We start from the raw sequence: 21,895 nt of genomic DNA on the forward strand, positions 1-21,895 counted from the left end.
AACCGGCGGGACCGCCGGGTGTCTCGGTAACGTGATCGACGTTTCCGACATCCCAGGCGTCTCGTCCGGGGCGCCGCCCTCGTTCGCCGAGCTGTTCGCGGCGCACCATCCCTCGATGGTGCGCCTGGCCGGGCTGCTCGGCGCCGACGACCCCGAGGACATCGCCCAGGAGGCGTTCGCCCGCCTCCACGCGCGGCGGACCCGGCTGCGCGACGGCGGCGCGGCCGTCGCCTATGTCCGGTCCATCGTCTGCAACCTGACCCGCAGCCGGCTGCGTCACCTGCGGCTGGCACGGCTGCGCCGCCCCGAGCCGCCGCCGGACGCGCACAGCGGCGAGCATCTCGCCCTCGTCGCCGAGCGGCACCGGGAGCTCCTCGCCGCCGTCGACCGGCTCCCCCGCCGCCAGCGCGAGGCCGTCGTCCTGCGCTACTGGCTCAACCTCTCTGAACGGGAGATCGCCGACGCCATGGGCGTCTCCCTCGGTTCCGTCAAGACGCACACCAGCCGCGGTCTGGCCGCCCTCGGCAGGGCTCTCGGGGAGGAATCATGAACGATCTGGAGGAGCGGCTGCGCGCCGCGCTCGACGCCCGCGCCGAGACCTACGGCACCGCCCCCGACGCCTACGCCGAGACCGTCTCCCGCGCCCGCGGGACGCGGCGTCGCAGGCTCGCCCTGGTCCCGGTGGCCGCCGCCGTGGCCGCGGTGACCGCCGTGGCGGTGTTCCTGGGCGCGGGCGGCGGTTCCGGGGCGGGCATCGCCACCGGAGCCGTCGAGGAGCCGGGCCCCTACCGGCGGTCCATCACCGAGAACCCTCCGGTCGGCGAACCGGTGACGGTCAGGGATCCGGCGGAGAACAGGCCGGTGATCATGTGGTTCTCCGGTGGGACCGCTCCCGGCGGCCTCCGGTTCTGCGACCTCGTCCAGCAGGCGTCCGGCGGGACGTCGGGCGGCTGCTCGAAGGTGCCTCCGGCAGGTCACGAGCACGAGAACGCCTGGCGGCTGGACCCCTTCCACTCGCGCTGGCCGCGCCGGCCGGTCGAGCTGGGCTACGGCGCCGCCCGCCCGGCGGTGACGAGGGTCGAGGCCGTCACCGGGGACGGCGCCCGGATCCCCGGCACCGTCCACCGGCCCGGCGGCGCGCCGCTGGCGGTGTGGACCGTGTCCTTCCCGGCCGACGCCGGGGTGACGCGCTTCGAGTTCCTCGACGGCGACGGCAGGGTCGTGCAGCGGATCAGGCGGGACGCCCCCATGTCGCCCCCGGAGCTCGCGAAACCGCCCGCCGGGCCGGCCGCCGACATGCCCGGCGGCCTCACCGCGCGCTTCTACACCGATCCCGAGCGGACGGTCCTCTGGTGGCGCGGCGGCGACGTCGTGGGGATGAACCTGATCGAGCCCGGACACCTCCTGACCGACCTCGGGGGCAAGGAGACACCGGTCGACCTGCGGTTGCACGACGGTCTCTGGTACGGCGTCGCCCGCCCCGGAACCGCCCGGGTCGCGCTGATCCTCCGGGACGGAACATCGGCCGGCGCCGTCGCGGTCGCCGACCCGTGGGGCAGCGGCGTCGCGCTGTTCTCCGGCACGTACCGGCGTCCCGATCCGTATCTGGAGGGCTTCCAGGTCGTCGGCTACGACGCGGTGGGGGCCGAGATCTGGCACGACACGGTGCCGGCCGTCACCCCGATCCGGCCGGAGCCCGCTCCCGGGGCTTCCGGAACTCCCGGGACCTCCGGGGCCCCGGAGGCGTCCCGGCCGGCGGGGTCTCCTCAGCCCACCCCGAGCCGCCGGTAGCGGGCCAGGCGCGCGGCGAGGCGGTCGGCGGGCGGGACGGCCAGCAGGCCGGCGATCTCGTGTTCGAGGGCGGCGGACACCCGGCGGCAGAACGCCTCCGGCTCGTAGGCGGCGTCGGGGAGTTCGGGGATGACCCGGTCCACGATGCCGTCGCGCCGCAGGTCGGTGGACTTCACGCCCTGGGCGGCGGCGATCTCGGGGGCGAAGTCCACGCTGCGGTACAGCAGCGCCGAGGCGCCCTCGGGGGGCAGCGGGGACAGCCAGGCGTGCTGGGCGCACAGCACCCGGTCGGCCGGGAGCAGGGAGAGCGCGGCGCCCCCGGCTCCCTCGCCGAGCAGCAGGCAGACGGTCGGGGCGTCGAGCGTCACCAGGTCGGCCAGCGACCGGGCGATCTCGGCGGCGAGGCCGCCCTCCTCGGCGGCCTTCGACAGCGCCGCCCCGGAGGTGTCGACCACGGTGACCAGCGGCAGGCCCAGCTCCGAGGCCAGGCGCATGCCGCGCCGGGCGACCCGAAGCCCGGCCGGGCCGAGCGGGGCCCCGGACCGCCGCCGCCCGCGGTCCTGGCCGAGCACGACGGCGGGGGCCTCGCCGAAGCGGGCCAGGGCGATGAGCAGGCCGGGGTCGTTCTCCCCCTCGCCGGTGCCGTTGAGCGGGGTGACGTCGGAGGCGCCGTGGCGCAGCAGGGCCCGCACCCCGGGACGGTCGTCGCGGCGGGAGCGGATGACCGCCTCCCACGCCTCGACCGGCTGGGCCGGCTCGTCCGCCTCGGGCTCCTTGACCCGTATCTCGCGCGGCGCGCACAGCACGGCCAGCACGCCGGCGGCGATCCGCCGGACGTCCTCGGCGGAGACGACCGCGTCGATCAGGCCGTGGGCGAAGAGGTTCTCGGCGACCTGGACGCCCTCGGGGAACGGGTAGCCGTGCAGCGACTCGAACACCCGGGGCCCGAGGAACCCGATGAGCGCGCCCGGCTCGGCCGCGGTGACGTGCCCGAGCGAGCCCCAGGAGGCGAAGACCCCGCCGGTGGTGGGGTGGCGCAGGTAGACGATGTACGGCAGGCCCGCGGCGCGGTGCGCGGCGACCGCGGCGGTGATCTTCACCATCTGGGTGAAGGCCAGCGCGCCCTCCTGCATGCGGGTGCCGCCGGAGGCGGGCGCGGCCAGCAGCGGGAGCCGCTCGGCGGTGGCCCGCTCGACGGCCGCGGTGAGCCGTTCGGCCGCGGCCACCCCGATCGACCCGGCGAGGAAGGAGAACTCGCAGGCGACGACCGCGACCCGGCGGCCGTCCAGCAGCCCCTCGCCGGTGACGACCGACTCGTCGTATCCGCTCCGGGCGCGGGCCGCGGCCAGCTCCTCGGCGTAGTCGGACCCGTTCGGGGCCGGTTCGGCGGGCGGGGCGTCCCACGACCGCCACGTCCCCGGGTCGAGGACGATGTCGATCATGGTGCGGGCGTCGGGACGGGTCGGGCTCATCGAGATCCTCCGGTTCCGGCCGGGAGGAGGGCGTCAGCCTTCACGCTCCTCCAGCCACGCGAGGACCTCGTCGTTGTGCTGGCCCAGGACCGGTGGGGCGGTGTGCCGGGCGGGCGGCTCGCCGTCGAAGCGCAGCGGCGGGCCGGGCAGTTCGATGGCGCCGAGCACGGGGTGGTCCACCTCGATGAGGAGGCCCTGCGAGCGGGTCTGCTCCCAGGCGTAGACCTCGTCGATGGACCTGACCGTCCCGGCGGACACGCCGGCCGCGTCCAGCGCGGCCAGCCAGTGGGCGCGACCGTGCCCGGCCAGCGTCCGCTCGATGTCGGCGACGAGCTCGTCGCGGTGCTCGCACCTGTCGCGGTTCGTCGCGTATCCGGGGGCGGCGGAGTCGAGGCCCAGCAGCGCGGCCACCTTCCGCCACTGCGCGTCGTTGCCCGCGGCGATCTGGATCATGCCGTCGGCGCAGCGGAACGCGCCGTAGGGGGCGATGGAGGGGTGGTGGTTGCCGACGCCCACGGGGACCTCGCCCGCGACGGTCCAGGCCGTGCCGTGGTAGGCGTGCACGGCGGCGACCGAGGCCAGCAGGGAGGTGCGCACGACCTTGCCGCGCCCGGTCCGTTCCCGCTCGTAGAGGGCGGCGGCCACGCCGTAGGCGCCGTGGATGCCGGCCAGCAGGTCGGCGATGGGAGAGCCGACCCGGTACGGCTCGCCGGGCGGGCCGGTGACGCTCATCAGCCCGGCCTCGCCCTGGGCGATCTGGTCGTACCCGGGACGGCCGCCCTCGGGGCCGTCGTGGCCGAACCCGGTGATCGACAGGATGACCAGGCGGGGGTTGAGCTCGTGCAGCCGCTCGACGGAGAAGCCCAGGCGGTCCAGGACGCCGGTGCGGAAGTTCTCGACCAGCACGTCGCTCCGCCGTACCAGGCGCTCGACGAGGGCTCTGCCCCCGGGTGTCTTGAGGTCGGCGGTGACGGAGCGTTTGTTGCGGTTGGCGGCGAGGAAATAGGTGGAGACGTCGGCGTCGGGACCGACGAACGGCGGGCCCCAGCCTCTCGACTCGTCGCCGCCGTCGGGGTGCTCGACCTTGATCACCAGGGCGCCCAGGTCGCCGAGCATCTGCGCGGCGTGCGGCCCCGCGAGCGCGCGCGACAGGTCGAGGACGACGATGTCTCCGAGGGCTCCATGCAAGATCAACCTCCGTCGGTGGTGGTCGAGCCTAGTCGAACCTGGGCGGGGAAATCATTCTCCGTCATCGGCGGGGCCGCTCCGTACCCCGGACCGCCGCGGCTTCCCACTAAACCATGACAGAAGTGAAAAATGTTGTCAGAAACCGCGGTCTCCCTGGGTATCCGCAGGTTTTTCCCCGGCTTTCCAGTGGTTTCTAATGGAAAGGTGGATGTCATCTCCTTCGAGAATCTCGCCCGGACGATTCTGGAACTGCCGCCGTCATGCGGCCCGGTCCGCGTCGTCGCGGTGGACGGGCCCGGCGGGTCCGGCAAGACGACCTTCGCCGGGCGGCTGGCGCGGACCCTGAACGCCCAGGTGGTCCACAGCGACGACTTCCCGGTGCCGTGGAACGAGCCGCCGGTGGCCTGGTTCCGGCACGTGGAGGAAGGCGTGCTCACCCCCCTGGCGGCCGGCGAGCCCGGCGGCTACCGCCGCTACGACTGGGTCCGGGAGACCCACACCGACTGGGTGGAGGTGCCGGTCGCGCCGGTGCTGCTGCTGGAGGGGGTGAGCACGGCCCGGCGCGACACCCCGGCCGCCCTCACCGTCTGGGTGGAGGCGCCCGGCGACCTCCGGCTGGCGCGCGCCCTGGCCAGGGACGGCGCCGAGTTCGCGCCGCAGTGGAGCCGGTGGACGCGGTCCGAGCAGGAGTGGTTCGCCGCCGACGGCACCCGCGAACGGGCCGACCTCCTCGTCGACGGCGCCGCCGTACCGGGCGAGTTCGTCCTGATCACCCCGGCCGGCGAGGACACCCCCGGCTGACCCCCGGCTCAGTCCTGCGCCGGCACGGTCGCGCAGGGGGCGTCGCCGCAGACGTCGACCACCAGGCCGTCCCGCAGGAAGTGGGCCTTCTGCACCCGTGCCCGGACGTCGTGGCGCGGATCCTCGTGCGGGTCGTGGCCGTACCGCGGGTCCAGCGGGGGGACGTTCGCCGTCGGCGGGGCGGGCGTGCCGCTGTCCCAGACGACCAGCGCCGACCCCTCGTACGGCTCGCGGGGCAGCGCCCGCAGTCCCCAGAACGGCGTCACGTCCGGGCTGCGGCCCTCGGCGAGCGCGGGCCGGTGGACCCGGGCCCCGATCGTGCGGGCCTCCACCTCGGCGGTCACCGTGGCGACCTGGTGGTCGCCGAAGGCGGCGTGCAGCAGCACGCGGTGGCGGGGCGAGCCGGGCAGCGGGTCGTCGGTCAGGTGCTGGGCGTAGCCGTTCGTCTCGGCCCGGTCCCACAGCATCTGCATCAGCGCGAAGCAGACCTGCTGGGTGAGCTTGTCCGGGTAGGCGGCGTCCATGAGCCGCTGGAACGGCTGGAAGTCGACGCTGCGGTTGAGCAGCGTGCTGTAGTTCATCCCCGGCACGCCCAGCACGGCGTTGCGCACGTCGGGAGAGACGGCGACCAGCGCGCCGCCCGCGATGCCCCCCTGGCTGTTGCCGTCGTAGGCGAGACCGGCCCGCCGGTCGATCAGCGCCCTGCCGTGCCCGTCCTGGAAGGCGTCGTGGCCCGCGAAGCCGTCCTTGGCGGTCATCGCCCGGCCGAGGAGGACGAAGTTCAGCAGGCTCTGCTGGAGGCGGTCGGTGACCGTGCCGAACCGGGAGAGGTCCGCGAACACGCCCGCCACGTGCTGGACGTCCTCCTCCGCCATGCCGATCCACTTGGTCGCGCAGAAGACGAAGCCGTGCTCGGCGGCCATCGCCCGCACATTGGCCGCGCGCACCTCGGTGGCCCGGCCCAGCAGGCCGTGGCCGTACAGGGCGGCGCGGGCGGGCCGCCGGAACGCCGAGCGCGGGATCTCGCACTGGTACTGCGCCTTCAGCGTGTCGCCGAGCGGGCGGGGCAGCCCGTCGGGACCCCGGTTGAGGCTCGACCCGGGCGGGCCGCCGGGCTTGTCGAGGTAGTTGGGGACGGAGATCTCGCCGGTGACCTCACGGGCGATGCCCGGGTCCTGCTCGGGCGTGAAGTCGGTGACGGAGCCGACCGTGAACTCCGGCGAGCGGCCGTGCAGCGAGCGCAGCGTCCGGTCGCGCATGGCGAGCACCGGCCCGGCGATGCCCTCATCGCTGGCGACGGTGAAGTCCCAGGCCAGGTAGAGGCTCCCGGCGTCAACCCCGGCCCGGCCGAGGTCCTCGACCGTACGGCGCAGCGCCCGCTGCCGGGTGGCGAGCGGGTCCCGCGCGGGCAGGTCGTCGCCGAGGAGCCGGGCGAAGGTCTCCGGCGCCGGGATGTCGCGCCCGGCGGCGTCCTTGAGCCCGCGCAGGGCGACGGCGTAGCGGTGGCCCTCCCGGAAGTTGCGCGCCGGCCGGACGATCAGCGCCCGGCGGACCGGGTCGGCGGCGTTCGCGTCCAGCTCCGCCCAGTACGGCCAGCGCTCCCCGGTACGGGTGTCCACGATCACGACGGGGGCGTCGCGGCGCAGCGACCACCCGATGTCGGTGACCGGCGCGGCGCCCGTCTTGCCCAGGTCGATCCCGGGGACGTGGGCCAGCAGCATGGACCCGGGTGAGAAGCCGTCGGCGGCGTTCCACTGCGCCGGGTCGACGGGAACGCCCGCCGCGTTGCGCGGCATCGCCTCGGCCGCGAGGTTCACCCGCAGCCCGGTGCGGGTGCGCGCCCGGGTGGTGAACCAGTCGTTGGGGAACGGCAGCAGGCACTCGGCGCCGGCGACGGGATCGCATCCGGCGGTGCCCGGGGCGGGCGGCACGGGCTGGACGGGCTCGGCGTGCGCGGCGGTCTTCGAGAGGGTCGTCGCGACGGCCTCGGAGAGGGACTTCGCGGCGGCCCTGGAGAGGGTCTGCGCGGTGGCCCCGGAAAGGGTCTCCGCGGCGGCTTTCGCCGCGGTCCTCGCGGGAACGGGACCGGTCTCCGCGGGGGCGGGCGTGGCCGTGATCGATAAGCAAGCCGTGGCCAGCGCGAGGCTCGCCACCACCGATCGCAGGCGCATGCGCGTCCCATCCCGTCTCCCGGATCGCCCCGGGTGCGGCGACGATCACGAATGCCCAACCGAAGCAGATCCCAGGACGATCCACTCGTCAATGGGAGATCACAGGATGACGTCAAAGTGTGTCGAACCCGTTGTAAGAGCCCGCGCGACGGAGGCGCGGCTTGACACGCGCCGAGGAAGCCTTCACCATTCCCCTAATCAATTAGTGAAAGGTGGCGGCGTGATCGAATTCCGCCTCGACCGAGGGTCGGGGGTGGCGACCTACCTCCAGCTCGTCCAGCAGGTACGCCACGCCCTCCGCCTCGGCGTGCTGCAACCCGGCGACCGGCTGCCCACCGCCAAGGAGGTCGTGGCCCAGCTCGCCATCAACCCCAACACCGTGCTCAAGGCCTACCGCGAGCTGGAACGGGAGGGCCTGGTCACCGGGCGGCCGGGCCTCGGCACGTTCGTGCAGCGGTCGCTGGGCCAGACCTCCATGGGCGACCGCGCCCGGCTGCGCGCCGAACTGGTCCACTGGGTGCGCGACGGCCGCCAGGCCGGCCTGACGCTGGAGGACCTGGAGGCGCTCATCGCCTCGGTCCTGACCGACTCCTTCCGGCAGGAGATCGCATGAACACGCTGGAAGCCCCCTCCTTCCGGCGGGGGGGTCGCATGAACGCGCTGGAGACCACCGGCCTGGGCATGCGCCACCGGCGCACCTGGGCGCTGCGCGACTGCTCGGTGGCGGTCCCGGCCGGCCGGGTCGCCGCCCTGGTCGGACCGAACGGCGCGGGCAAGACCACCCTGCTCCGGCTCGCCGTCGGCCTGCTCACCCCCACCGCGGGACAGGTCCGGGTCTTCGGCCGCCCGGCCCGCGAGAGCGGGGAGCGGATGGCGTTCGTGGCCCAGAACAAACCGCTCTACACCGGGTTCCGGGTGTCGGAGATGCTCCGGTTCGGACGCGGGCTCAACCCCCGCTGGGACGACGCGGCGGCCCGGCGGCGGCTGACCGAGCTGGGCATCCCGCTCGACCGCAGGGTCGGCCGGCTCTCCGGCGGCCAGCGGACGCAGGTGGCGCTGACCGTCGCGCTGGCCAAGCGCCCCGACCTGCTGGTGCTGGACGAGCCGCTGGCCGACCTGGACCCGCTGGCCCGCGACGACGTGACACGCGGCCTGATGGGCGCGGTGGCCGAGACCGGGCTGACGGTGCTGCTGTCCTCACACGTCGTCTCCGAACTGGAGGGCGTCTGCGACTGGCTGGTCGTGGTCAACGGCGGCCGGGTCCAGGTCAGCGGCGACATCGACGACCTGACGGCCCGGCACAGCCTGCTGACCGGACCGGCCGAGACCGCCGACGCGCTCGCCGCCCGGCTGCCGGTGGTCTCCCGGAGCGGCGCCGGACGGCAGGCCACCCTGCTCGTCCGCGACGACGCGCCGCCGCCCGACCCGCGCTGGAGCGCCCGCCCCGTGACGCTGGAGGAGATGGTGCTGGCCTACCTCCGCGCCCCCGACGCCGCGGCGCTCCCCCGCCCCGCCCTGTCCCCCGTGCACTGACCCCCGTACCCGGGCCCCACTCCTGCCGGGCCACTCGCGGCTTCCCGCCCTGTCCCCGCACACTGCCCCGTACCCGGGCCCGCCACTCCTGCCGGGCCGCTCGCGTCTCCCCGCCCTGTCCCCCGCGCACCGACGTCGAGTCCCTTCGAGAGGAACCCCCCTTGTTCTGGCTGACCTGGCGGCAGCACCGCGCGCAGATCCTGGTGACCGGCGGGCTGCTGCTCGCCCTGGGCCTGCTGATGCTCGTCTCGGCCCTGCGCGCCACCGCCTACCTCGCCGAGTACGCTCCGCCCGGCTGCCCCGGCCCCGCGGTCTCCTGCTCGGCCGTGAACCATGTGGTCTACACCGACCACTACCGGCCCGTCTTCTTCGTCTTCGGCCTGCTGCCCATATTCGGCGCCGCGCTGATCGGCGTGTTCTGGGGGGCGCCGCTGCTGGCCGCGGAGTTCGAACGCGGCACCAACGCCCTGGCCTGGACGCAGGCGGTGCCGATCCGGCGCTGGCTGACGGTCAAGTTCGGCATGCTCGGCGCGCTGGTGGCCGGTGCCGCCCTGGCGCTGTCGGCGATGGTCAGTACGTGGCGGAATGTCTTCTCCGGTGTGACGGGCGACGTCACGATGGAACCCGGGAACTTCACCATCACCGGAATCGTCCCGGCCGCGTGGTGGCTGTTCGCGTTCGCGGTCGGCGCCGCCGCCGGAACGGTGACGCGCCGCACCCTCGCCGCGATGGCGGTGACCGTCGCGGTGATCTGCCTGGCTCTGCCCGCCGTCTTCTTCAGCCGCTCCTCCTACGCCGAACCGGCGCGGGTCGTCACCGCCGACCGGTCGTCGGTCGCCCACGGCGGGGGCACCCTCGTCCGGGAGTCCTGGGTGGACCCCTCGGGCCGGGAGCTGACGGCCCCGCCCCCGCCTCCCTGCCCGCTGCCGGCCGGCGTGGACGCCCGGTCCGACCGGGCCCAGTTGCTCGGGGAGGAGTGCCTGGTCGGCTCCGGCTACCGGCACGCCGTCTACTACCATCCCGTTGACCGGTTCTGGCGCTTCCAGTGGACCGAGACGGCCATCCTGCTCGCCGGTGCCCTCGCCTTCGGCGCCCTCGCCGTACTCCGCACCCTCCGCCGCCGCGGCTGAACCGCACCGCCCCGGCACCCGGGTCGTCCGGGGCCGTCACCCGAGGTCCACCTCGGCGTACGGCAGGCCGCCGGACAGCGATGGGAAGCCGGGGCCGCGGTCGAAGAAGGACGCGGTCCCGGGGAGGGCGGCGCGAAGCCGCGCGCGGCGCAGGGCGGTGGCCTCGGCGTCGACCGGCGGCCCGTCCGCGAACTCCGCGAGGTCCACGAGCCCCGCGCGGCCGTAGCCGCCTGGGGCGTCCGGCCCTCCGGACCCGCCGGAAAGGCGCAGGACCACCCCGTAGTCGTCGCGGGCGCTCTCCGGCGAGACCTTGCCGTCGCGGACGTCGGCGGCCACCGCCTCCGGGTCGCGATCCAGTGGGCAGCCCCAGCCGCCGCCCCCGGTGGTGCGCACCCGGATGACCTCCCCGGCGCGGACCGGGGCGTCGTCCACCAGGCCCTCCATCACCCGGCCCTCGATCTCCACGGAGAACGGCCGCCCGGCCCGCCCGCCGTTCACCCCCCAGCACGACAGGATCGACCGGTCCGCGATGGACATGAACGAGGCGTCGCGCAGCATCCGCACGTGCTTGTCATAGCCGAGGCCGCCCCGGTGCAGGCCGGGGCCGCCGGAGTCGCGCGCCAGGCCCAGCCGCTCGACCCGCAGCGGCCAGCGGGACTCCGCGAACTCCACCGGGATGTTGCGCGAGTCGGGCACGACGTGGACGGTGTCCTCGCCGTCCGCGTACCACCGGCCGCCCGAGCCGCCGCCGAGGACCTCCCGCATCAGGTACGGCGCGCCGTCCGCGCCGGTCCCGTGGACGCCCGTGTAGCGGATGGTCTCCTGGTCGGCCGGCATCCGCCCGCCGGTGGCCTTGGCCAGCACCCCGGCCAGCACGCCGAGCAGCCGCAGGATCACGAACGTGCGGGCGTTGGTGGGGGCCGGGAAGATCGGGGTGAGCAGTGTGCCCTTCTCCGGGAAGCGCATCCCGATCAGCGGGACGACGCCCTCGTTGACGTCCAGCTCGGCCATCCGCTCGGGGGTGTCGGCGAGGTTGCGCAGGATCGGCGCGAGCCACTTCTTCAGGAACACCCCGTCGGCGTAGTCGCCCGCGTGGTTGATCGGCCCCCTGGCCTGCGGCGAGGTGCCGGTGAAGTCGATGACCAGCGGCGCGGCGGCGGAATGGTCGACGGTGAGGGTGATCCGCTGGGCGTGCAGCCGGGGCGGGTCGACGCCGTCGTGCTCGGCGTAGTCCTCCCAGACGTGGACCCCTTCGGGGATCTTCGCCAGCAGCTCCCTGCGGAACGTCTCGGCGGTGTTCGCGATGATCGCGTCGAAGCACGCCTCGACCGCCTCGCGCCCGTAACGGGCGAACAGCTCCGCCAGCCGCCGGGCGCCCATCAGGCAGGCCGAGCACTCGGCGTCCAGGTCACCGGCCAGCGAGTCCGGCATCCGGGAGTTGCGGGTCATGATGGTGAGCGCCGCCCGGTTGGGCACGCCCCGGTCCCACAGCCTGATCGGCGGGACCATGAGGCCCTCCTCGAACACGCTGCGCGCGTGCGAGGGCATCGACCCCGGGACCGCCCCGCCGATGTCGTCGTGGTGCCCGAACGCCTGCACGAAGGCCACCACGGCGCCTTCGTGGAAGACCGGAACCGTCACGCACAGGTCGGGCAGGTGGCCGATGCCGCCCTCGGACAGGTAGACGTCGTTGTGGAAGAACACGTCGCCGGGGTTCATCTCCGCGATCGGGAAGTCGCGGACCACGGGCTGGACCAGCGCCGAGTACGACCTGCCGGTGAGCTTGCGCAGCCGCGCGTCGTGGATGCCGGCGCGGAAGTCGTGGGCGTCGCGGATCATCGGCGAGCGGGCGGTGCGCGCGATGGCGGTCTCGACCTCCCGTTCCACCGAGGCGAGCGTGCCCTCGACGATCTCCACCAGCACCGGATCGGCCGTGCTCATCGGTCGCTCACCACTCCTCGCCCGCTTCTCCCCCGCTCAGGGTTCACGGCGCACCTCCAGGTTCCCGTACTCGTCCATCCGCGCCGTGAAGCCCGGGTGCAGCGGCAGCGTGGAGCCGTACTCCTCGATGACCGCCGGGCCGCGGACGGTCATCCCGGGGGCCAGCGCGGTGCGGCGGTGGACCGGCACCCGCGCCCACCCGTCGTGGAAGACCTCCCGGACCGCCGCCGGCGGCGGGGGTTCCGCCGCGCCGTACGGCCTGCGCCGGACGGCCGGACGGGTGATCGGGCCGATGCCGGAGACACGGAGGTTGACCCATTCGACGCCGTGGCGGGGGTCGTCGCGGTAGCCGTACCCGTACAGCCGCCGGTGGGCCTCGTGGAAACGGTCGAGCACCTCGGCCCGCCACGCCTCGTCCGGCGGCCCGGCCGGGACGGGCACCCGCACCTCGTAGGCCTGGCCGTAGTAGCGCAGGTCGGCGCTGCGGGCGTAGACGTGCCGGTCGGCGGGGAAGCCCTCGCGGGTCAGGGCCTCGGCGGCCCGCCCCTCCAGCTCACCGAAGACGTCGGCGGCGTCGGCGAGGGAGAGGTCCCGGGTGACGAAGGTGCGCACGTAGTCGTCCTTGACGTCCACGGTGAGCAGGCCGAACGCCGACACGTTGCCCGGGTCGGGCGGCAGCAGCACTGACGGCAGGCCGAGGATGTCGATCAGGCGGCACGCCAGCAGCGGTCCCGAGCCGCCGAACGCCACCATGGGGAAGTCGCGCACGTCCAGGCCCCGCCCGACGGTGATCCGGCGGATCGCGTTGGACTGGTTGAAGGCGCTGATCTCCAGGATGCCGACGGCGGTCCGCTCGGCGCTCAGCCCGAGCTTGCCCGCCAGCTCCTCGACGCCCCGCCGCGCGGCGCCGGCGTCGAGCGGGATCTCCCCGCCCAGCAGGTACGGCGGGACCCGGCCGAGGAACACGTGCGCGTCGGTGACGGTGACGTCGGTGCCGCCGCGGCCGTAGCAGAGCGGCCCGGGGTCGGCCCCGGCCGACCGGGGGCCGGCCTTGAGCGTGCCCTCGGGCGAGATCCACGCGACGGAGCCCCCGCCCGCGCCGACGGTCACGATGTCGATCATCGGGATCTTGCACGGGTAGCGGCCGACGGAACCCTCCGTGGTCAGCGACGGCTCGCCGTCGACCACCACCGCGACGTCGGTGGAGGTGCCGCCGCCGTCCAGGGTGATCACCGACGGATGACCGGCGGTGGAGGCGATCAGCGCGGCGCCGAGCGCGCCCGCCGCCGGACCGGAGAGCACCGTGGTGACGGGCCGGTGCACGACCTCAGCCGCCGACAGCACGCCGCCGTTGCTCTTCATGACCGAGAAGGGCATGCCGAGCCGGTCGGCGAGCCCGGCGATGTAGCGGCGCACGGTCGGCTTGACGGCGGCGTCCACCAGGGTCGTGACGGACCGCTCGTACTCGCGGTACTCGCGCAGCACGTCACTGGAGATCGAGACGACCGCCTCGGGGTGCTCCCGCGCCAGGACCTCGCGCATGCGCAGCTCGTGCGCGGGGTCGGCGTAGGAGTGCAGGAAGCACACGCCGATCGCGGTGATCCCCCGCTCCCGGAACCACCTGGCCGCCGCCACGGCCTGTTCGACGTCGAACGGCCGGACCTCGGCACCGGTGTGGTCCAGGCGCCCGCCGACGGTCCTGACCCGGTGCACCGGGACGATCCGCGGCGGCTTGACCCAGAAGTAGGAGTTGCCGTAGCCGTCCGGGACGCTCTGCCGGGCGATCTCCAGGATGAACTCGAACCCCTCGGTGGTGACGAACCCCAGACCGGAGACGCGGTCCTCCAGGAGCTGGTTGGTTGCCACGGTCGTACCGTGGACGACCGCGGTCACGTCCTCCATGCCCCCGGCGCCGGCCGCGGCGAGGACCTTGCGCACCCCCTCCATGAACCCGTCCGCCGGGTCGGCGGGCGTGGAGGGGGTCTTGACGGTGGTGATCTCCCCGGTCCGCTCGTCCACCGCGACCACGTCGGTGAACGTGCCGCCGGTGTCGACCCCGATACGGACGCTGCGCATGCTCCCGTGTCTACCCAGTACGGCGGGACCGGCGAATCGGCGGAGAATGCCGAAGCCGCGCGGAGCCGTTGGGCAGTCTTCGGCGAACCGGCGGGGAACTCCCGGGCGGCCTTCGATGACGGCAGGTACGGCCTTCGGCACCAGCCGACCGTCGGCCGCCGGGGTTTCCCCTGTCTTGAGACGGCCGCGCCGCCGCACAGGGCCGCTCCACCGCCGACCGCTCAGAGGGCTGCACCAGGACCGGGACACCGCTCACCGTCCCAGGTGAAACTCAATGGTGACCCACCTGTGCCCACCGCCATGATGTCCTGATGCGCAAGGCGACCGCTTACCATGACGCACTCGGCGACTTCTTCGCCAAGCATGCCGACACGAGCCCGTACAACGCCTACACCGATAGACCCGCGATGCTGCGACTCGCAGGCGATGTTTCCGGGGCAAGAATCCTGGATGCCGGCTGTGGGGCGGGCCACTACGCGGCCGAACTTTCGGCCCGCGGCGCCCAAGTGGTCGGAATCGAGGGCAGCGCCACGCTGCTGCGCCACGCACAGGCACGCGTGAACGGTCACGCGGAACTACTCCTCCACGATCTGGAAGAGCCGCTCGACTTCGCCGCTGACGCATCGTTCGACGGTGCGGTCTGTGCCCTCGTATACGAGCACATCAGAAACCGGGTGCAACTACTGGGCGAACTGCGCCGCGTCCTGCGGCCAGGTGGGTGGCTCCTGGTATCGACCACTCATCCCACAGCCGACTGGCGCCACTTCGGAGGCTCGTACTTCAGCCACGACTGGAGGGACCTGCCTCTTGGAGATGGCGAGCTCTCCATCCACTACCAGCGCATGCCGTTGGAGACCTTCTTGGGCGAGCTGTTGGCCGCAGGGTTCGTGCTGGAGCAACTGGTCGAACCCCGCCCGGCGGCCGGCCTGCGGGAGGTCGATGAAGCCGCCTACGACAAGCTTCACCAAGCGCCGTCCTTCCTCACCGTGAAACTGCGGCGTCCCTGATCGCAGTCAGTGGAGCTCCACCCCTGCCGTACAGGAACAACCGCCTCCGGCTGGGGCGCTCCGGCTCCGGAGTGGTCGCCATGTCAGGTGGTCGGACCGCAACCGATGCGGAGATGTCAGGTGCGGGTCGGCAGGTCCCAGGAGCGAGAGGCGGCCGCCTTCTTCTGATTCGCAGGTTCAGAGCTCGAGTTCGACAGAGAAGCGGGTAAGGCGGTCCCGAACCAATCGTCGGCGTTCCACGGGAAGGCGGTGAGCATTCATCGCCGTCCGTAGGAGATCAGGGTCGAATCCGTGGGCGCCCATGTGATCGAGGAGAGGTTCGTAGCGATCAGGCCGATCCCGTAGGAGTTCCGTGGCCAGCCGGAGTTCCAGGCGGACCACGGGGACGCGGTGAGAGTCGCACGGGATCACGACGTAGTGCCGCCATGGGCCGGGGCCGACGCATTCCAGCCCGTCCGAGTCGGCCCGCCGCTCGACGGTGCTGATCTCTGTCGTCACCCCGTTGATCTCGTACCTGGTGAAGTACTGCGAAGACTCCGGGAGCCAGGCGGCCGGATAGAGGCACGGAAACGATGAGAGGGCAGCGGCGAACGTGTCCACGTCCTCCCGCCGGGCCACCAGGAGATCGATGTCCCCGGCCGGGAGACGGACGCCCTGCAGGAGAGCGGCGCCGGTGCCGCCCACCCGGTAGTCGAGGTCGGCGCCTACGGCCCTCAGGGCCGTGAGCGCCGTGTCCAACGTGGTCATGACGTCCGTCAGTCGCAGAGATGGTTCGCCGTCGCCCATGACCACGAGCCTACGCAAGCAGTTCGGAGGTGCGCCGGCCGCCGCCATCCCGGCCCCGAACCGCTCGGCCGTCTCCGATGACAGCCACTCACGCCGCTCCGCTCGGCGGGAGGTGTGCCCGCCGCGCCGCGCGTACCTCGTACCCCCGCTCTGCCACCGGGGGTAACACGGGCATCGCGGCCCATGCCCTGCCCCGGTAACCGGATGGCGAAGACCTTCTCCGAAACGTCGCTCTGCGACCTTTTCTCGCCATACTCGCAGCATTCCCGCATCGGAATCCGATCTCCTGCCGACGTCCGATAAGGACCGAAACCGGTGATCGTTCAGTATGTCAACATAGGGCTGCCGTGTTACGAGACAACATATAGACTGACCGATAAGCCGAGATCGATCTGGAGAATGCCGGATGCTTAGAAGCAGAGTCCTTCGCTGGCCGATCGAACGACTTCTCACGAAGCACGCCCAGAGAGTCCTCGACCTGGCCGCCGAAGAAGCCTCCAGGGAGCATGCCGAACGAGTGGCACCGCAACACATACTGCTCGGTCTTGTCAAGAACAGATCCGGAGTAGGAGTTCACTGCCTGGTGGAGCTCGGCATCGACCTTGATGCGCTGGGCAGTGAACTCGCCGATGTACGACATGTCGACCGGCCGGCCATGAACGCACGGCCGGCCTTCGACGACCGCACCGAAGCCGTCTTACAACAGGCGCGACTCCAGGCGCATGCCCTGAGACATCGATATATCGGCACCGAGCATTTGATGCTGGGCCTGGTCGAAGGGGATCAAGGCAGGGCTTCAGACGTGCTGACGCGCCTCGGGGTCACATATTCATCTCTACGCGACCAGGTAGTGAACACGCTGAGAAACCCTCCCCCTCCCGGCTGGGCAAGACCCTAGGTTTCCGGTGCCCACCTGAAATGCGGGAGTGTGGCCGGGAACAGATCGCCGCTCCAGGCCACACTTCGCAGCTTGACGTGGCTAACAGCCGCAGCCGGTTACACACATCCCATTACAGGCGTACTTGTAGAGGAGGCCGCACCCGTCATACGTCACCGAGCAGCTCGGCAGCTGGGAACAGACCTTATTGGCGCCCGTGGGCCAGTAGCAGAGATCGTACATGGTGGAGCATTCGCACGTTACCAGCACGCCGGCATCGCCCGAGTTCGCCGTTTCGGCGGCCGACTTGTCCGCTGGGCCCAGGATGGCGACCGCTGCGATCGCCTCGTCTTGGCCGAACGCTTCGATCATCTCTTGGAGGAGCCGCTCGTCCCCGGGGTCGACCTTCTCCCGGACGCGGGTCGTGAACGTGCGCAGCTCGGCCACGTGGGCATCCACCTTGGCCAGGACCGCCTGCTGCTGATCCGTCAGGTTCGGATGGGCCGAGCGGAAATTCGCGATGTGGTCGGCCCACAGTCGTTGCCTGACCGCCGGGTCAAGTTCGTGATAGATCGCCCGGCGATAGGTGATGCTGTGCGTCGAGAATTTTTCATAGGTCTTGGGCAGCCGGTCCCTGTTAGCCGCAACCCACTTCTCCGCACGGCCGATCTCGTCTGCAAGAGCCGGCGCCCTACCCGTAAGGACGATACCTATCGCAATGCCCGCGCCCGCGCCGACCCGGAAAAACCGACGCCTTGCCAGCATCGTTTCTCCATGCTCGGCCGCGCGGCTCGCCCGAGCGAGATCACCCAGGGCGGAGAAGAGCTTGACGGCCGCCCGGACACCGAGTCGCGAGAGAAGCCGAACACCCATCGCGAGGCCGGTCCACGCCTGGACCTCGTCTCCCTCAACTCGAATGAGCGTAGGAACGTAAGGAGCATCCGCTCCAAGCGCGCGCGTACGGAATTCCTTCACCTGAAGGTGCGCCAGAGGCAAGACCTCCAGCTTCTCTCCCGCAGCAGATTTCGCCGCCTTCGCGATCTCGGCACAGCGACCGCACGAAGCATCGAAACCTAATATCCATCGTGCAGATGAGCTCATGGATCCCTTCTTCCCGGTGCGTTTCTCTTCCCTGACGGAATTTGGCGCGCAGGATGGGCGGCAGCTTCCATCACCCGCAAAAGAATGTGCAACGGGCGGACATCTCGGCGCCGTTTTGCTTCTCTCGAAACGGATCATCCCCAAGGGGCAGATAGGAGTCAAGGGCAGCTCTAAGGAAAATTTCCGAAGAATCAAACCTCTGTACCACTCCGGTTGGGCTCGTGGAGCCCCTTTGAGCCGTGGTGCCCGTATGACCCCGGTAGTGGAGCGAGGCTCATGAGGTGAGCGCAGCGCGGTGGTCACGCTTCCGCCGAGCAAGAATGGCGTTAACGGCTGCCCCGGAGACGGCCGAGCGGTTCACGCGAAAGGAGCCCACCGTGGCCATCACCCGGAATCCGCGGTCACCGGGTGGGCGGTACGGCGGTGGCACGGTCACATCCACGGACGCGACCCGAACGAAGACCCACCTCCGCGCGTTCGTCTCCACGACGCCCGGCGGAAACCGCCGAAGGAGCCTGGGCATGAGGATCCTTCGTGCCAGGAGAGTCTCCGCGAACAACCCGGAATAACGATCTGCTCCTCAAGGGGGGATCGCGCAGGGCATATACGGAATGATCGTTGGCGACCAAGAACAGAGGAAGCGATTTTCCATGGCGAGAGGTCCTGTCGCCGCTCGGAGCGCGGTCCTCTTGAAAGCCGGCGGGGACTCCTGGGCACCGCTCTCCGGGGGTCGGCGGGAACTCCCGGACCGCCGCGATCGCTGAACAGATGACCGTCATCCCCGACGCGGAAGGCACCGCCCGTGCGCAGCTCATTCTTCGGCAACATGGACCAGGGCCAGGTCCCCGGTCACTTCGTCCTGCAGAACGCCAAGATGCTGCGGGTGCAGCTCAACGGCGAGGTGCTGGCGCGGCAGGGGTCGATGGTCGCCTTCCAGGGGAAGATGGACTTCGACTACGAGGGCGGCGGGGTCGGCAAGCTGCTGAAGAAGATGGTCACCGGCGAGGGCGCGCCGCTGATGCGGGTCCGCGGGCAGGGCATGCTCTTCCTCGCCGACAACGCCCAGGACGTGCACCTGTTCTACCTGGAGAACGAGGCGATCACCGTCAACGGGACGAACCTGCTGGCCTTCGACCCGCAGCTCACCTGGGACATCCGCCGGGTGCAGGGCGCGGGCGTCGCGGCCGGGGGGCTGTTCAACACGACGCTCACCGGCACCGGCTGGGTCGCGGTCACCGCGCACGGCACGCCGGCGCTGCTCGACACCTCCTGGGGTCCGACGTTCGCCGACAGCCAGTCGGCGGTGTGCTGGAGCGCCGGGCTGGGCGTGGGGATCAACCGCACCTTCAAGGCGGGGGCCCTCATCGGGCGCGGAAGCGGCGAGGCCGTACAGCTCGCCTTTCAGGGGCAGGGGTTCGTCCTGGTCCAGGCCAGTGAGGGGCCGATCGTGCCGCAGCCGCGCGGCTGAACCGCCGGAAGGCGAAAGGCGCCGGAAGAGCGCGGGAAGCGCCGGGAGGCGACAGAAGGCGCCGGGAAGCGCCGGAGAGCGGTGGCGAACGGGCCGCCCGGCGGGAGAGCTCTCCCGCCGGGCGGCCCGGCGTGCGAGGGTCCGTACGGGGCGGGTCGCGATCCGTCCCGTACGGGGACGGTCAGCGGCGGCGCGGCCCCATGATGGAGCTGATCACCGCGTCCGCGTCGTGCGCGTGGACCTTCGCGGCCAGCCGGATGGCCATCTCGTTGGTACGGCGCAGCTCGGCCTCGGCCCGGTCCTTGCCGGACTGGCCGACCTGGACGCCGAAGTAGGCGCCGATGATCGCGCCCGACACCCCGACCAGGCCGGCGAACGGCGCGGCGCTCTCGCCGGCGCGCATGCTGATCACGACGAACGCGACGAGGATGACCAGCAGTCCGGTGAGGACGACGTAGAACCCGTAGCGCCAGCGGGCCGCCTCGGCCTTGGCCGCGACGACCTCGTCCTCGGTCATCATCGCGGTGAGCGCGGGGATCTCCGCGGTCTCGGCTGAGCCGGCCGGACCGGCGCCCGAGGGCGTCGCCGGGACGGTTGCGGCGGGTTTCCGGCCCACGGAGTTCCGGTCGACGCCGTCGACGGGGGGCATGGAGGGTTTGGTGGTCGTCACGGGCGCTCCCACTCTCTCAAGGTCAAAAGGGGATCTCCCTCTCTGTTCACATGGTGCCGGATCCGGCCGAACTCGGCGGTGCCGGCAAAGGACCTGTTAATTCCTACCAGCGCACCGTCCGCCCAAACACCCCGCCCTGACCCACTAGGCTGGCGGGCCGTGACCGAATCGTCCGCGCTTTCGACTGTTCCCCCCAGGACCCGGGACGGGGTGCTGCGCTTCTACTTCGGCCCGATGGACTGCGGCAAGTCCACGCTGGCCCTGCAGATGAACTACAACCACGGCCGCCAGGGCAGGCGCGGCCTCGTGCTGACCAAGCACGACCGCTCGGGCGGGCCGAAGGTCACCAGCCGGATCGGGCTGGACAGCGAGGCCATCGAGGTGGTGGACGACCTCGACCTGGTGGACCTGGTCCGGCGGCACGGGCCCGTCGACTACGTCATCTGCGACGAGGCGTGCTTCTACACCGTGGAGCAGATCGAGCAGCTCGCCGACCTCGCCGACCACCACGGCGTCGACGTCTATGCCTTCGGGCTGGCCTCCGACTTCCGTTCGCAGATGTTCCCCGCCGCCCAGCGCCTGTTCGAGCTGGCCGACGAGATCAGCCGCCTGCAGGTCGAGGTCCTGTGCTGGTGCGGGCGTCCCGGCCTGCTGAACGCCCGCGTGGTCGGCGACAGGATGGTCCGCACCGGCGAGCAGGTCGTCATCGGCGACACCGACGCCGCCCTGATCCGCTACCGGGTGCTGTGCCGGCGGCACCACCGCGCGGGCGACCTCGGCGAGGGCTGAGCGCGCCGGGCCGAACCCGCCGGAGCCGCCGGATCGGACGCGGTCCCAGGCCGGCCCGGCCCCGGACCGCCGAAACCGCTGAAGCCGCTGAAGCCGCTGAAGCCGCCGGATCGGACGCGGCCCCGGGCCGGCCGTACCCCGCGTGACCCCGGACCGCCGGACGGACGGGAGCGGCGAACGCTAACGGGAGTCGTCGGCGATGTCCTCCAGACGGGCGGCGAGCCGGTCGGCGTCGCCGTCGACCAGCGCGGACACCGCCCGCCACCAGGCGAACCACTCGCCGCTGCGCCACATCCAGTCGACCCGGTCGACCGCGGCCACCACGTCGCCCCTGGTCCGCCACGGCTCGCCGGCCTGCCGCGCGGAGGCGCCGTTGTCCAGGGCCCAGGCGCGCAGGGTCCGGGCGGCGTCATCGTCGACGGGATCGGCGTAGGGGTCGGGGTCCTCCTCCAGCCGGTGCGGGCCGAGGCCGGCCGCCACGCCCCAGCTCCACTGGGCCTCGGCGGGGCGGGAGTAGCGCAGGGAGGCGAAGTCGAGGTTGGAGCCCAGCTCGCCGTCGGGGCGTCTGACCACCAGCGCGTCGAGCCGGCCGCCCGCGTCGAAGGAGACGACGAAGCGCCGGCCGGGCTCGGCGTCCGGCGGCAGGCCGACGCGGTCCTCGGCCTGCCAGGAGTTCAGGTCGGCCGACGCCGCGGGCGGGCCCCACACCTCGTCGGCGGCATCGTCGGCGATCCAGGCGGCGAGCATCTCCAGCACGGTCAGGTCGGTCCACGGGTCGATGGCGGTCGCGGCCGCCAGCGCCTCGTCGGGCGCGGGCAGCTTGTCGCCGCGGGGCCGCCGCCACCACTCCTCCCCCAGATCGCGGGTGCCGACCAGCAGGGCGGCCACCGCCGAGAGCTCGGTGGAGCGGCGGGTGAGCGGCGCTCCACGTGCCAGCTCCACGCAGTGTTCGACACGACCGGCCCCCAGCGCCGTCTCCGCCTCGCGGAGCAGGGCGCCGGCCTGGGGCCGCTCCGTGCCCAGCAGGCTCGTGACGAGCCTTCTGGCCTCGGTCCGGGCATCCTCCGCACGTGCCTCCCGCATACCCGCCACGT

At 72.3% G+C, this 21,895-nt stretch carries 19 protein-coding genes; 10 read left to right on the forward strand and 9 right to left on the reverse strand.

All coding sequences use genetic code 11. The annotated features are described in order from the left end of the window. The first annotated feature begins 31 nt into the window (after nucleotides 1–31). Both IEZ10_RS04900 and IEZ10_RS04905 read left to right on the forward strand, forming a co-directional pair. Nucleotides 32–550: a SigE family RNA polymerase sigma factor gene (locus IEZ10_RS04900; protein WP_229810962.1), complete on the forward strand. Its 519-nt coding sequence runs from the start codon at nucleotides 32–34 to the stop codon at nucleotides 548–550. Then, a complete protein-coding gene (locus IEZ10_RS04905) occupies nucleotides 547–1,791 on the forward strand; it encodes a hypothetical protein (RefSeq protein ID WP_189245258.1) in 1,245 nt (414 codons plus the stop codon). Before IEZ10_RS04900 ends, IEZ10_RS04905 begins: the two co-directional genes overlap by 4 nt. Here the strand turns inward: IEZ10_RS04905 and IEZ10_RS04910 are convergent. Together IEZ10_RS04910 and IEZ10_RS04915 are read right to left on the reverse strand one after the other, a co-directional pair. Beyond that, nucleotides 1,767–3,263 (reverse strand): carboxyl transferase domain-containing protein, encoded by a 1,497-nt coding sequence (locus IEZ10_RS04910; RefSeq protein ID WP_189245259.1) that lies wholly within the window; start codon nucleotides 3,261–3,263, stop codon nucleotides 1,767–1,769. The two genes, IEZ10_RS04905 and IEZ10_RS04910, sit on opposite strands and share 25 nt — an antisense overlap. 33 nt (nucleotides 3,264–3,296) lie before the next feature. Next, entirely contained in the window at nucleotides 3,297–4,451 is a 1,155-nt protein-coding gene (locus tag IEZ10_RS04915) for a CaiB/BaiF CoA transferase family protein (RefSeq protein WP_189245260.1), read from the reverse strand. Between the two features lie 204 nt (nucleotides 4,452–4,655). On the opposite strand from IEZ10_RS04915, the gene IEZ10_RS04920 reads away from it, so the two are divergent. Continuing rightward, nucleotides 4,656–5,252, forward strand: coding sequence for a uridine kinase family protein (locus tag IEZ10_RS04920; protein ID WP_189245261.1), 597 nt, complete (start codon nucleotides 4,656–4,658; stop codon nucleotides 5,250–5,252). Between the two features lie 8 nt (nucleotides 5,253–5,260). Here the strand turns inward: IEZ10_RS04920 and IEZ10_RS04925 are convergent, their stop codons facing one another. Then, nucleotides 5,261–7,423 (reverse strand): hypothetical protein, encoded by a 2,163-nt coding sequence (locus tag IEZ10_RS04925; protein ID WP_229810963.1) that lies wholly within the window; start codon nucleotides 7,421–7,423, stop codon nucleotides 5,261–5,263. 220 nt (nucleotides 7,424–7,643) lie between these two features. On the opposite strand from IEZ10_RS04925, the gene IEZ10_RS04930 reads away from it, so the two are divergent. The 3 genes from IEZ10_RS04930 to IEZ10_RS04940 all read left to right on the forward strand — a co-directional run bounded on the left by IEZ10_RS04930 (nucleotide 7,644) and on the right by IEZ10_RS04940 (nucleotide 10,086). Beyond that, entirely contained in the window at nucleotides 7,644–8,036 is a 393-nt protein-coding gene (locus tag IEZ10_RS04930) for a GntR family transcriptional regulator (protein ID WP_189245262.1), read from the forward strand. Continuing rightward, on the forward strand, nucleotides 8,033–8,956 hold the full coding sequence (locus tag IEZ10_RS04935) for an ABC transporter ATP-binding protein (protein WP_229810964.1): 924 nt from the start codon (nucleotides 8,033–8,035) through the stop codon (nucleotides 8,954–8,956). The genes IEZ10_RS04930 and IEZ10_RS04935 overlap by 4 nt, the downstream gene beginning before the upstream one ends. A 161-nt stretch (nucleotides 8,957–9,117) precedes the next feature. After that, on the forward strand, nucleotides 9,118–10,086 hold the full coding sequence (locus IEZ10_RS04940) for an ABC-2 membrane transporter-related protein (RefSeq protein WP_189245263.1): 969 nt from the start codon (nucleotides 9,118–9,120) through the stop codon (nucleotides 10,084–10,086). Nucleotides 10,087–10,122: 36 nt separating this feature from the next. Here IEZ10_RS04940 and IEZ10_RS04945 read toward each other — a convergent pair whose 3' ends face one another. Beyond that, nucleotides 10,123–12,027 (reverse strand): hydantoinase B/oxoprolinase family protein, encoded by a 1,905-nt coding sequence (locus IEZ10_RS04945; RefSeq protein ID WP_189245264.1) that lies wholly within the window; start codon nucleotides 12,025–12,027, stop codon nucleotides 10,123–10,125. Nucleotides 12,028–12,063: 36 nt separating this feature from the next. Then, a complete protein-coding gene (locus tag IEZ10_RS04950; RefSeq protein ID WP_189245265.1) occupies nucleotides 12,064–14,103 on the reverse strand; it encodes a hydantoinase/oxoprolinase family protein in 2,040 nt (679 codons plus the stop codon). 311 nt (nucleotides 14,104–14,414) lie between these two features. Between IEZ10_RS04950 and IEZ10_RS04955 the strand changes: the two genes are divergently transcribed. Beyond that, nucleotides 14,415–15,110 (forward strand): class I SAM-dependent methyltransferase, encoded by a 696-nt coding sequence (locus IEZ10_RS04955; RefSeq protein ID WP_189245266.1) that lies wholly within the window; start codon nucleotides 14,415–14,417, stop codon nucleotides 15,108–15,110. 177 nt (nucleotides 15,111–15,287) lie between these two features. On the opposite strand, the gene IEZ10_RS04960 is transcribed toward IEZ10_RS04955, so the two are convergent. Then, nucleotides 15,288–15,896, reverse strand: coding sequence for a hypothetical protein (locus tag IEZ10_RS04960; protein WP_189245267.1), 609 nt, complete (start codon nucleotides 15,894–15,896; stop codon nucleotides 15,288–15,290). Between the two features lie 406 nt (nucleotides 15,897–16,302). Here IEZ10_RS04960 and IEZ10_RS39780 point away from each other — a divergent pair, with 406 nt between their 5' ends. Beyond that, nucleotides 16,303–16,794, forward strand: coding sequence for a Clp protease N-terminal domain-containing protein (locus IEZ10_RS39780; protein WP_189245268.1), 492 nt, complete (start codon nucleotides 16,303–16,305; stop codon nucleotides 16,792–16,794). 81 nt (nucleotides 16,795–16,875) lie between these two features. Here the strand turns inward: IEZ10_RS39780 and IEZ10_RS04970 are convergent, their stop codons facing one another. Then, complete coding sequence (locus IEZ10_RS04970; RefSeq protein WP_189245269.1) at nucleotides 16,876–17,874, reverse strand: bacteriocin fulvocin C-related protein; 999 nt, start codon at nucleotides 17,872–17,874, stop codon at nucleotides 16,876–16,878. A gap of 802 nt (nucleotides 17,875–18,676) precedes the next feature. Between IEZ10_RS04970 and IEZ10_RS04975 the strand changes: the two genes are divergently transcribed. Then, nucleotides 18,677–19,342, forward strand: a complete 666-nt coding sequence (locus IEZ10_RS04975) for an AIM24 family protein (RefSeq protein WP_229810966.1) — start codon at nucleotides 18,677–18,679, stop codon at nucleotides 19,340–19,342. 181 nt (nucleotides 19,343–19,523) lie between these two features. Here IEZ10_RS04975 and IEZ10_RS04980 read toward each other — a convergent pair whose 3' ends face one another. Continuing rightward, nucleotides 19,524–20,012, reverse strand: a complete 489-nt coding sequence (locus IEZ10_RS04980) for a hypothetical protein (RefSeq protein ID WP_189245270.1) — start codon at nucleotides 20,010–20,012, stop codon at nucleotides 19,524–19,526. Between the two features lie 159 nt (nucleotides 20,013–20,171). On the opposite strand from IEZ10_RS04980, the gene IEZ10_RS04985 reads away from it, so the two are divergent. Beyond that, nucleotides 20,172–20,801 carry a thymidine kinase gene (locus tag IEZ10_RS04985; protein ID WP_229810967.1) on the forward strand — a complete coding sequence of 210 codons (630 nt, stop codon included), beginning with the start codon at nucleotides 20,172–20,174 and terminating at the stop codon, nucleotides 20,799–20,801. A 180-nt stretch (nucleotides 20,802–20,981) separates the two neighbouring features. On the opposite strand, the gene IEZ10_RS04990 is transcribed toward IEZ10_RS04985, so the two are convergent. Next, nucleotides 20,982–21,884, reverse strand: a complete 903-nt coding sequence (locus IEZ10_RS04990) for a hypothetical protein (RefSeq protein ID WP_189245271.1) — start codon at nucleotides 21,882–21,884, stop codon at nucleotides 20,982–20,984. Between the last annotated feature and the right edge of the window lie 11 nt (nucleotides 21,885–21,895).

The sequence above is a fragment of the Streptosporangium pseudovulgare genome, from assembly GCF_014648055.1.
GTDB classification, from domain to species: domain Bacteria; phylum Actinomycetota; class Actinomycetes; order Streptosporangiales; family Streptosporangiaceae; genus Streptosporangium; species Streptosporangium pseudovulgare.

Bases quoted from the DNA above. Each gene is read 5' to 3' on its own strand.
- IEZ10_RS04990 (WP_189245271.1), bottom strand. From the start codon at position 21,884: ATGCGGGAGGCACGTGCGGAGGATGCCCGGACCGAGGCCAGAAGGCTC.
- IEZ10_RS04935 (WP_229810964.1), top strand. From the start codon at position 8,033: ATGAACACGCTGGAAGCCCCCTCCTTCCGGCGGGGGGGTCGCATGAAC.
- IEZ10_RS04970 (WP_189245269.1), bottom strand. From the start codon at position 17,874: ATGAGCTCATCTGCACGATGGATATTAGGTTTCGATGCTTCGTGCGGT.
- IEZ10_RS04945 (WP_189245264.1), bottom strand. From the start codon at position 12,027: ATGAGCACGGCCGATCCGGTGCTGGTGGAGATCGTCGAGGGCACGCTC.
- IEZ10_RS04910 (WP_189245259.1), bottom strand. From the start codon at position 3,263: ATGAGCCCGACCCGTCCCGACGCCCGCACCATGATCGACATCGTCCTC.
- IEZ10_RS04950 (WP_189245265.1), bottom strand. From the start codon at position 14,103: ATGCGCAGCGTCCGTATCGGGGTCGACACCGGCGGCACGTTCACCGAC.
- IEZ10_RS04960 (WP_189245267.1), bottom strand. From the start codon at position 15,896: ATGGGCGACGGCGAACCATCTCTGCGACTGACGGACGTCATGACCACG.
- IEZ10_RS04955 (WP_189245266.1), top strand. From the start codon at position 14,415: ATGCGCAAGGCGACCGCTTACCATGACGCACTCGGCGACTTCTTCGCC.
- IEZ10_RS39780 (WP_189245268.1), top strand. From the start codon at position 16,303: ATGCTTAGAAGCAGAGTCCTTCGCTGGCCGATCGAACGACTTCTCACG.
- IEZ10_RS04925 (WP_229810963.1), bottom strand. From the start codon at position 7,423: ATGCGCCTGCGATCGGTGGTGGCGAGCCTCGCGCTGGCCACGGCTTGC.
- IEZ10_RS04905 (WP_189245258.1), top strand. From the start codon at position 547: ATGAACGATCTGGAGGAGCGGCTGCGCGCCGCGCTCGACGCCCGCGCC.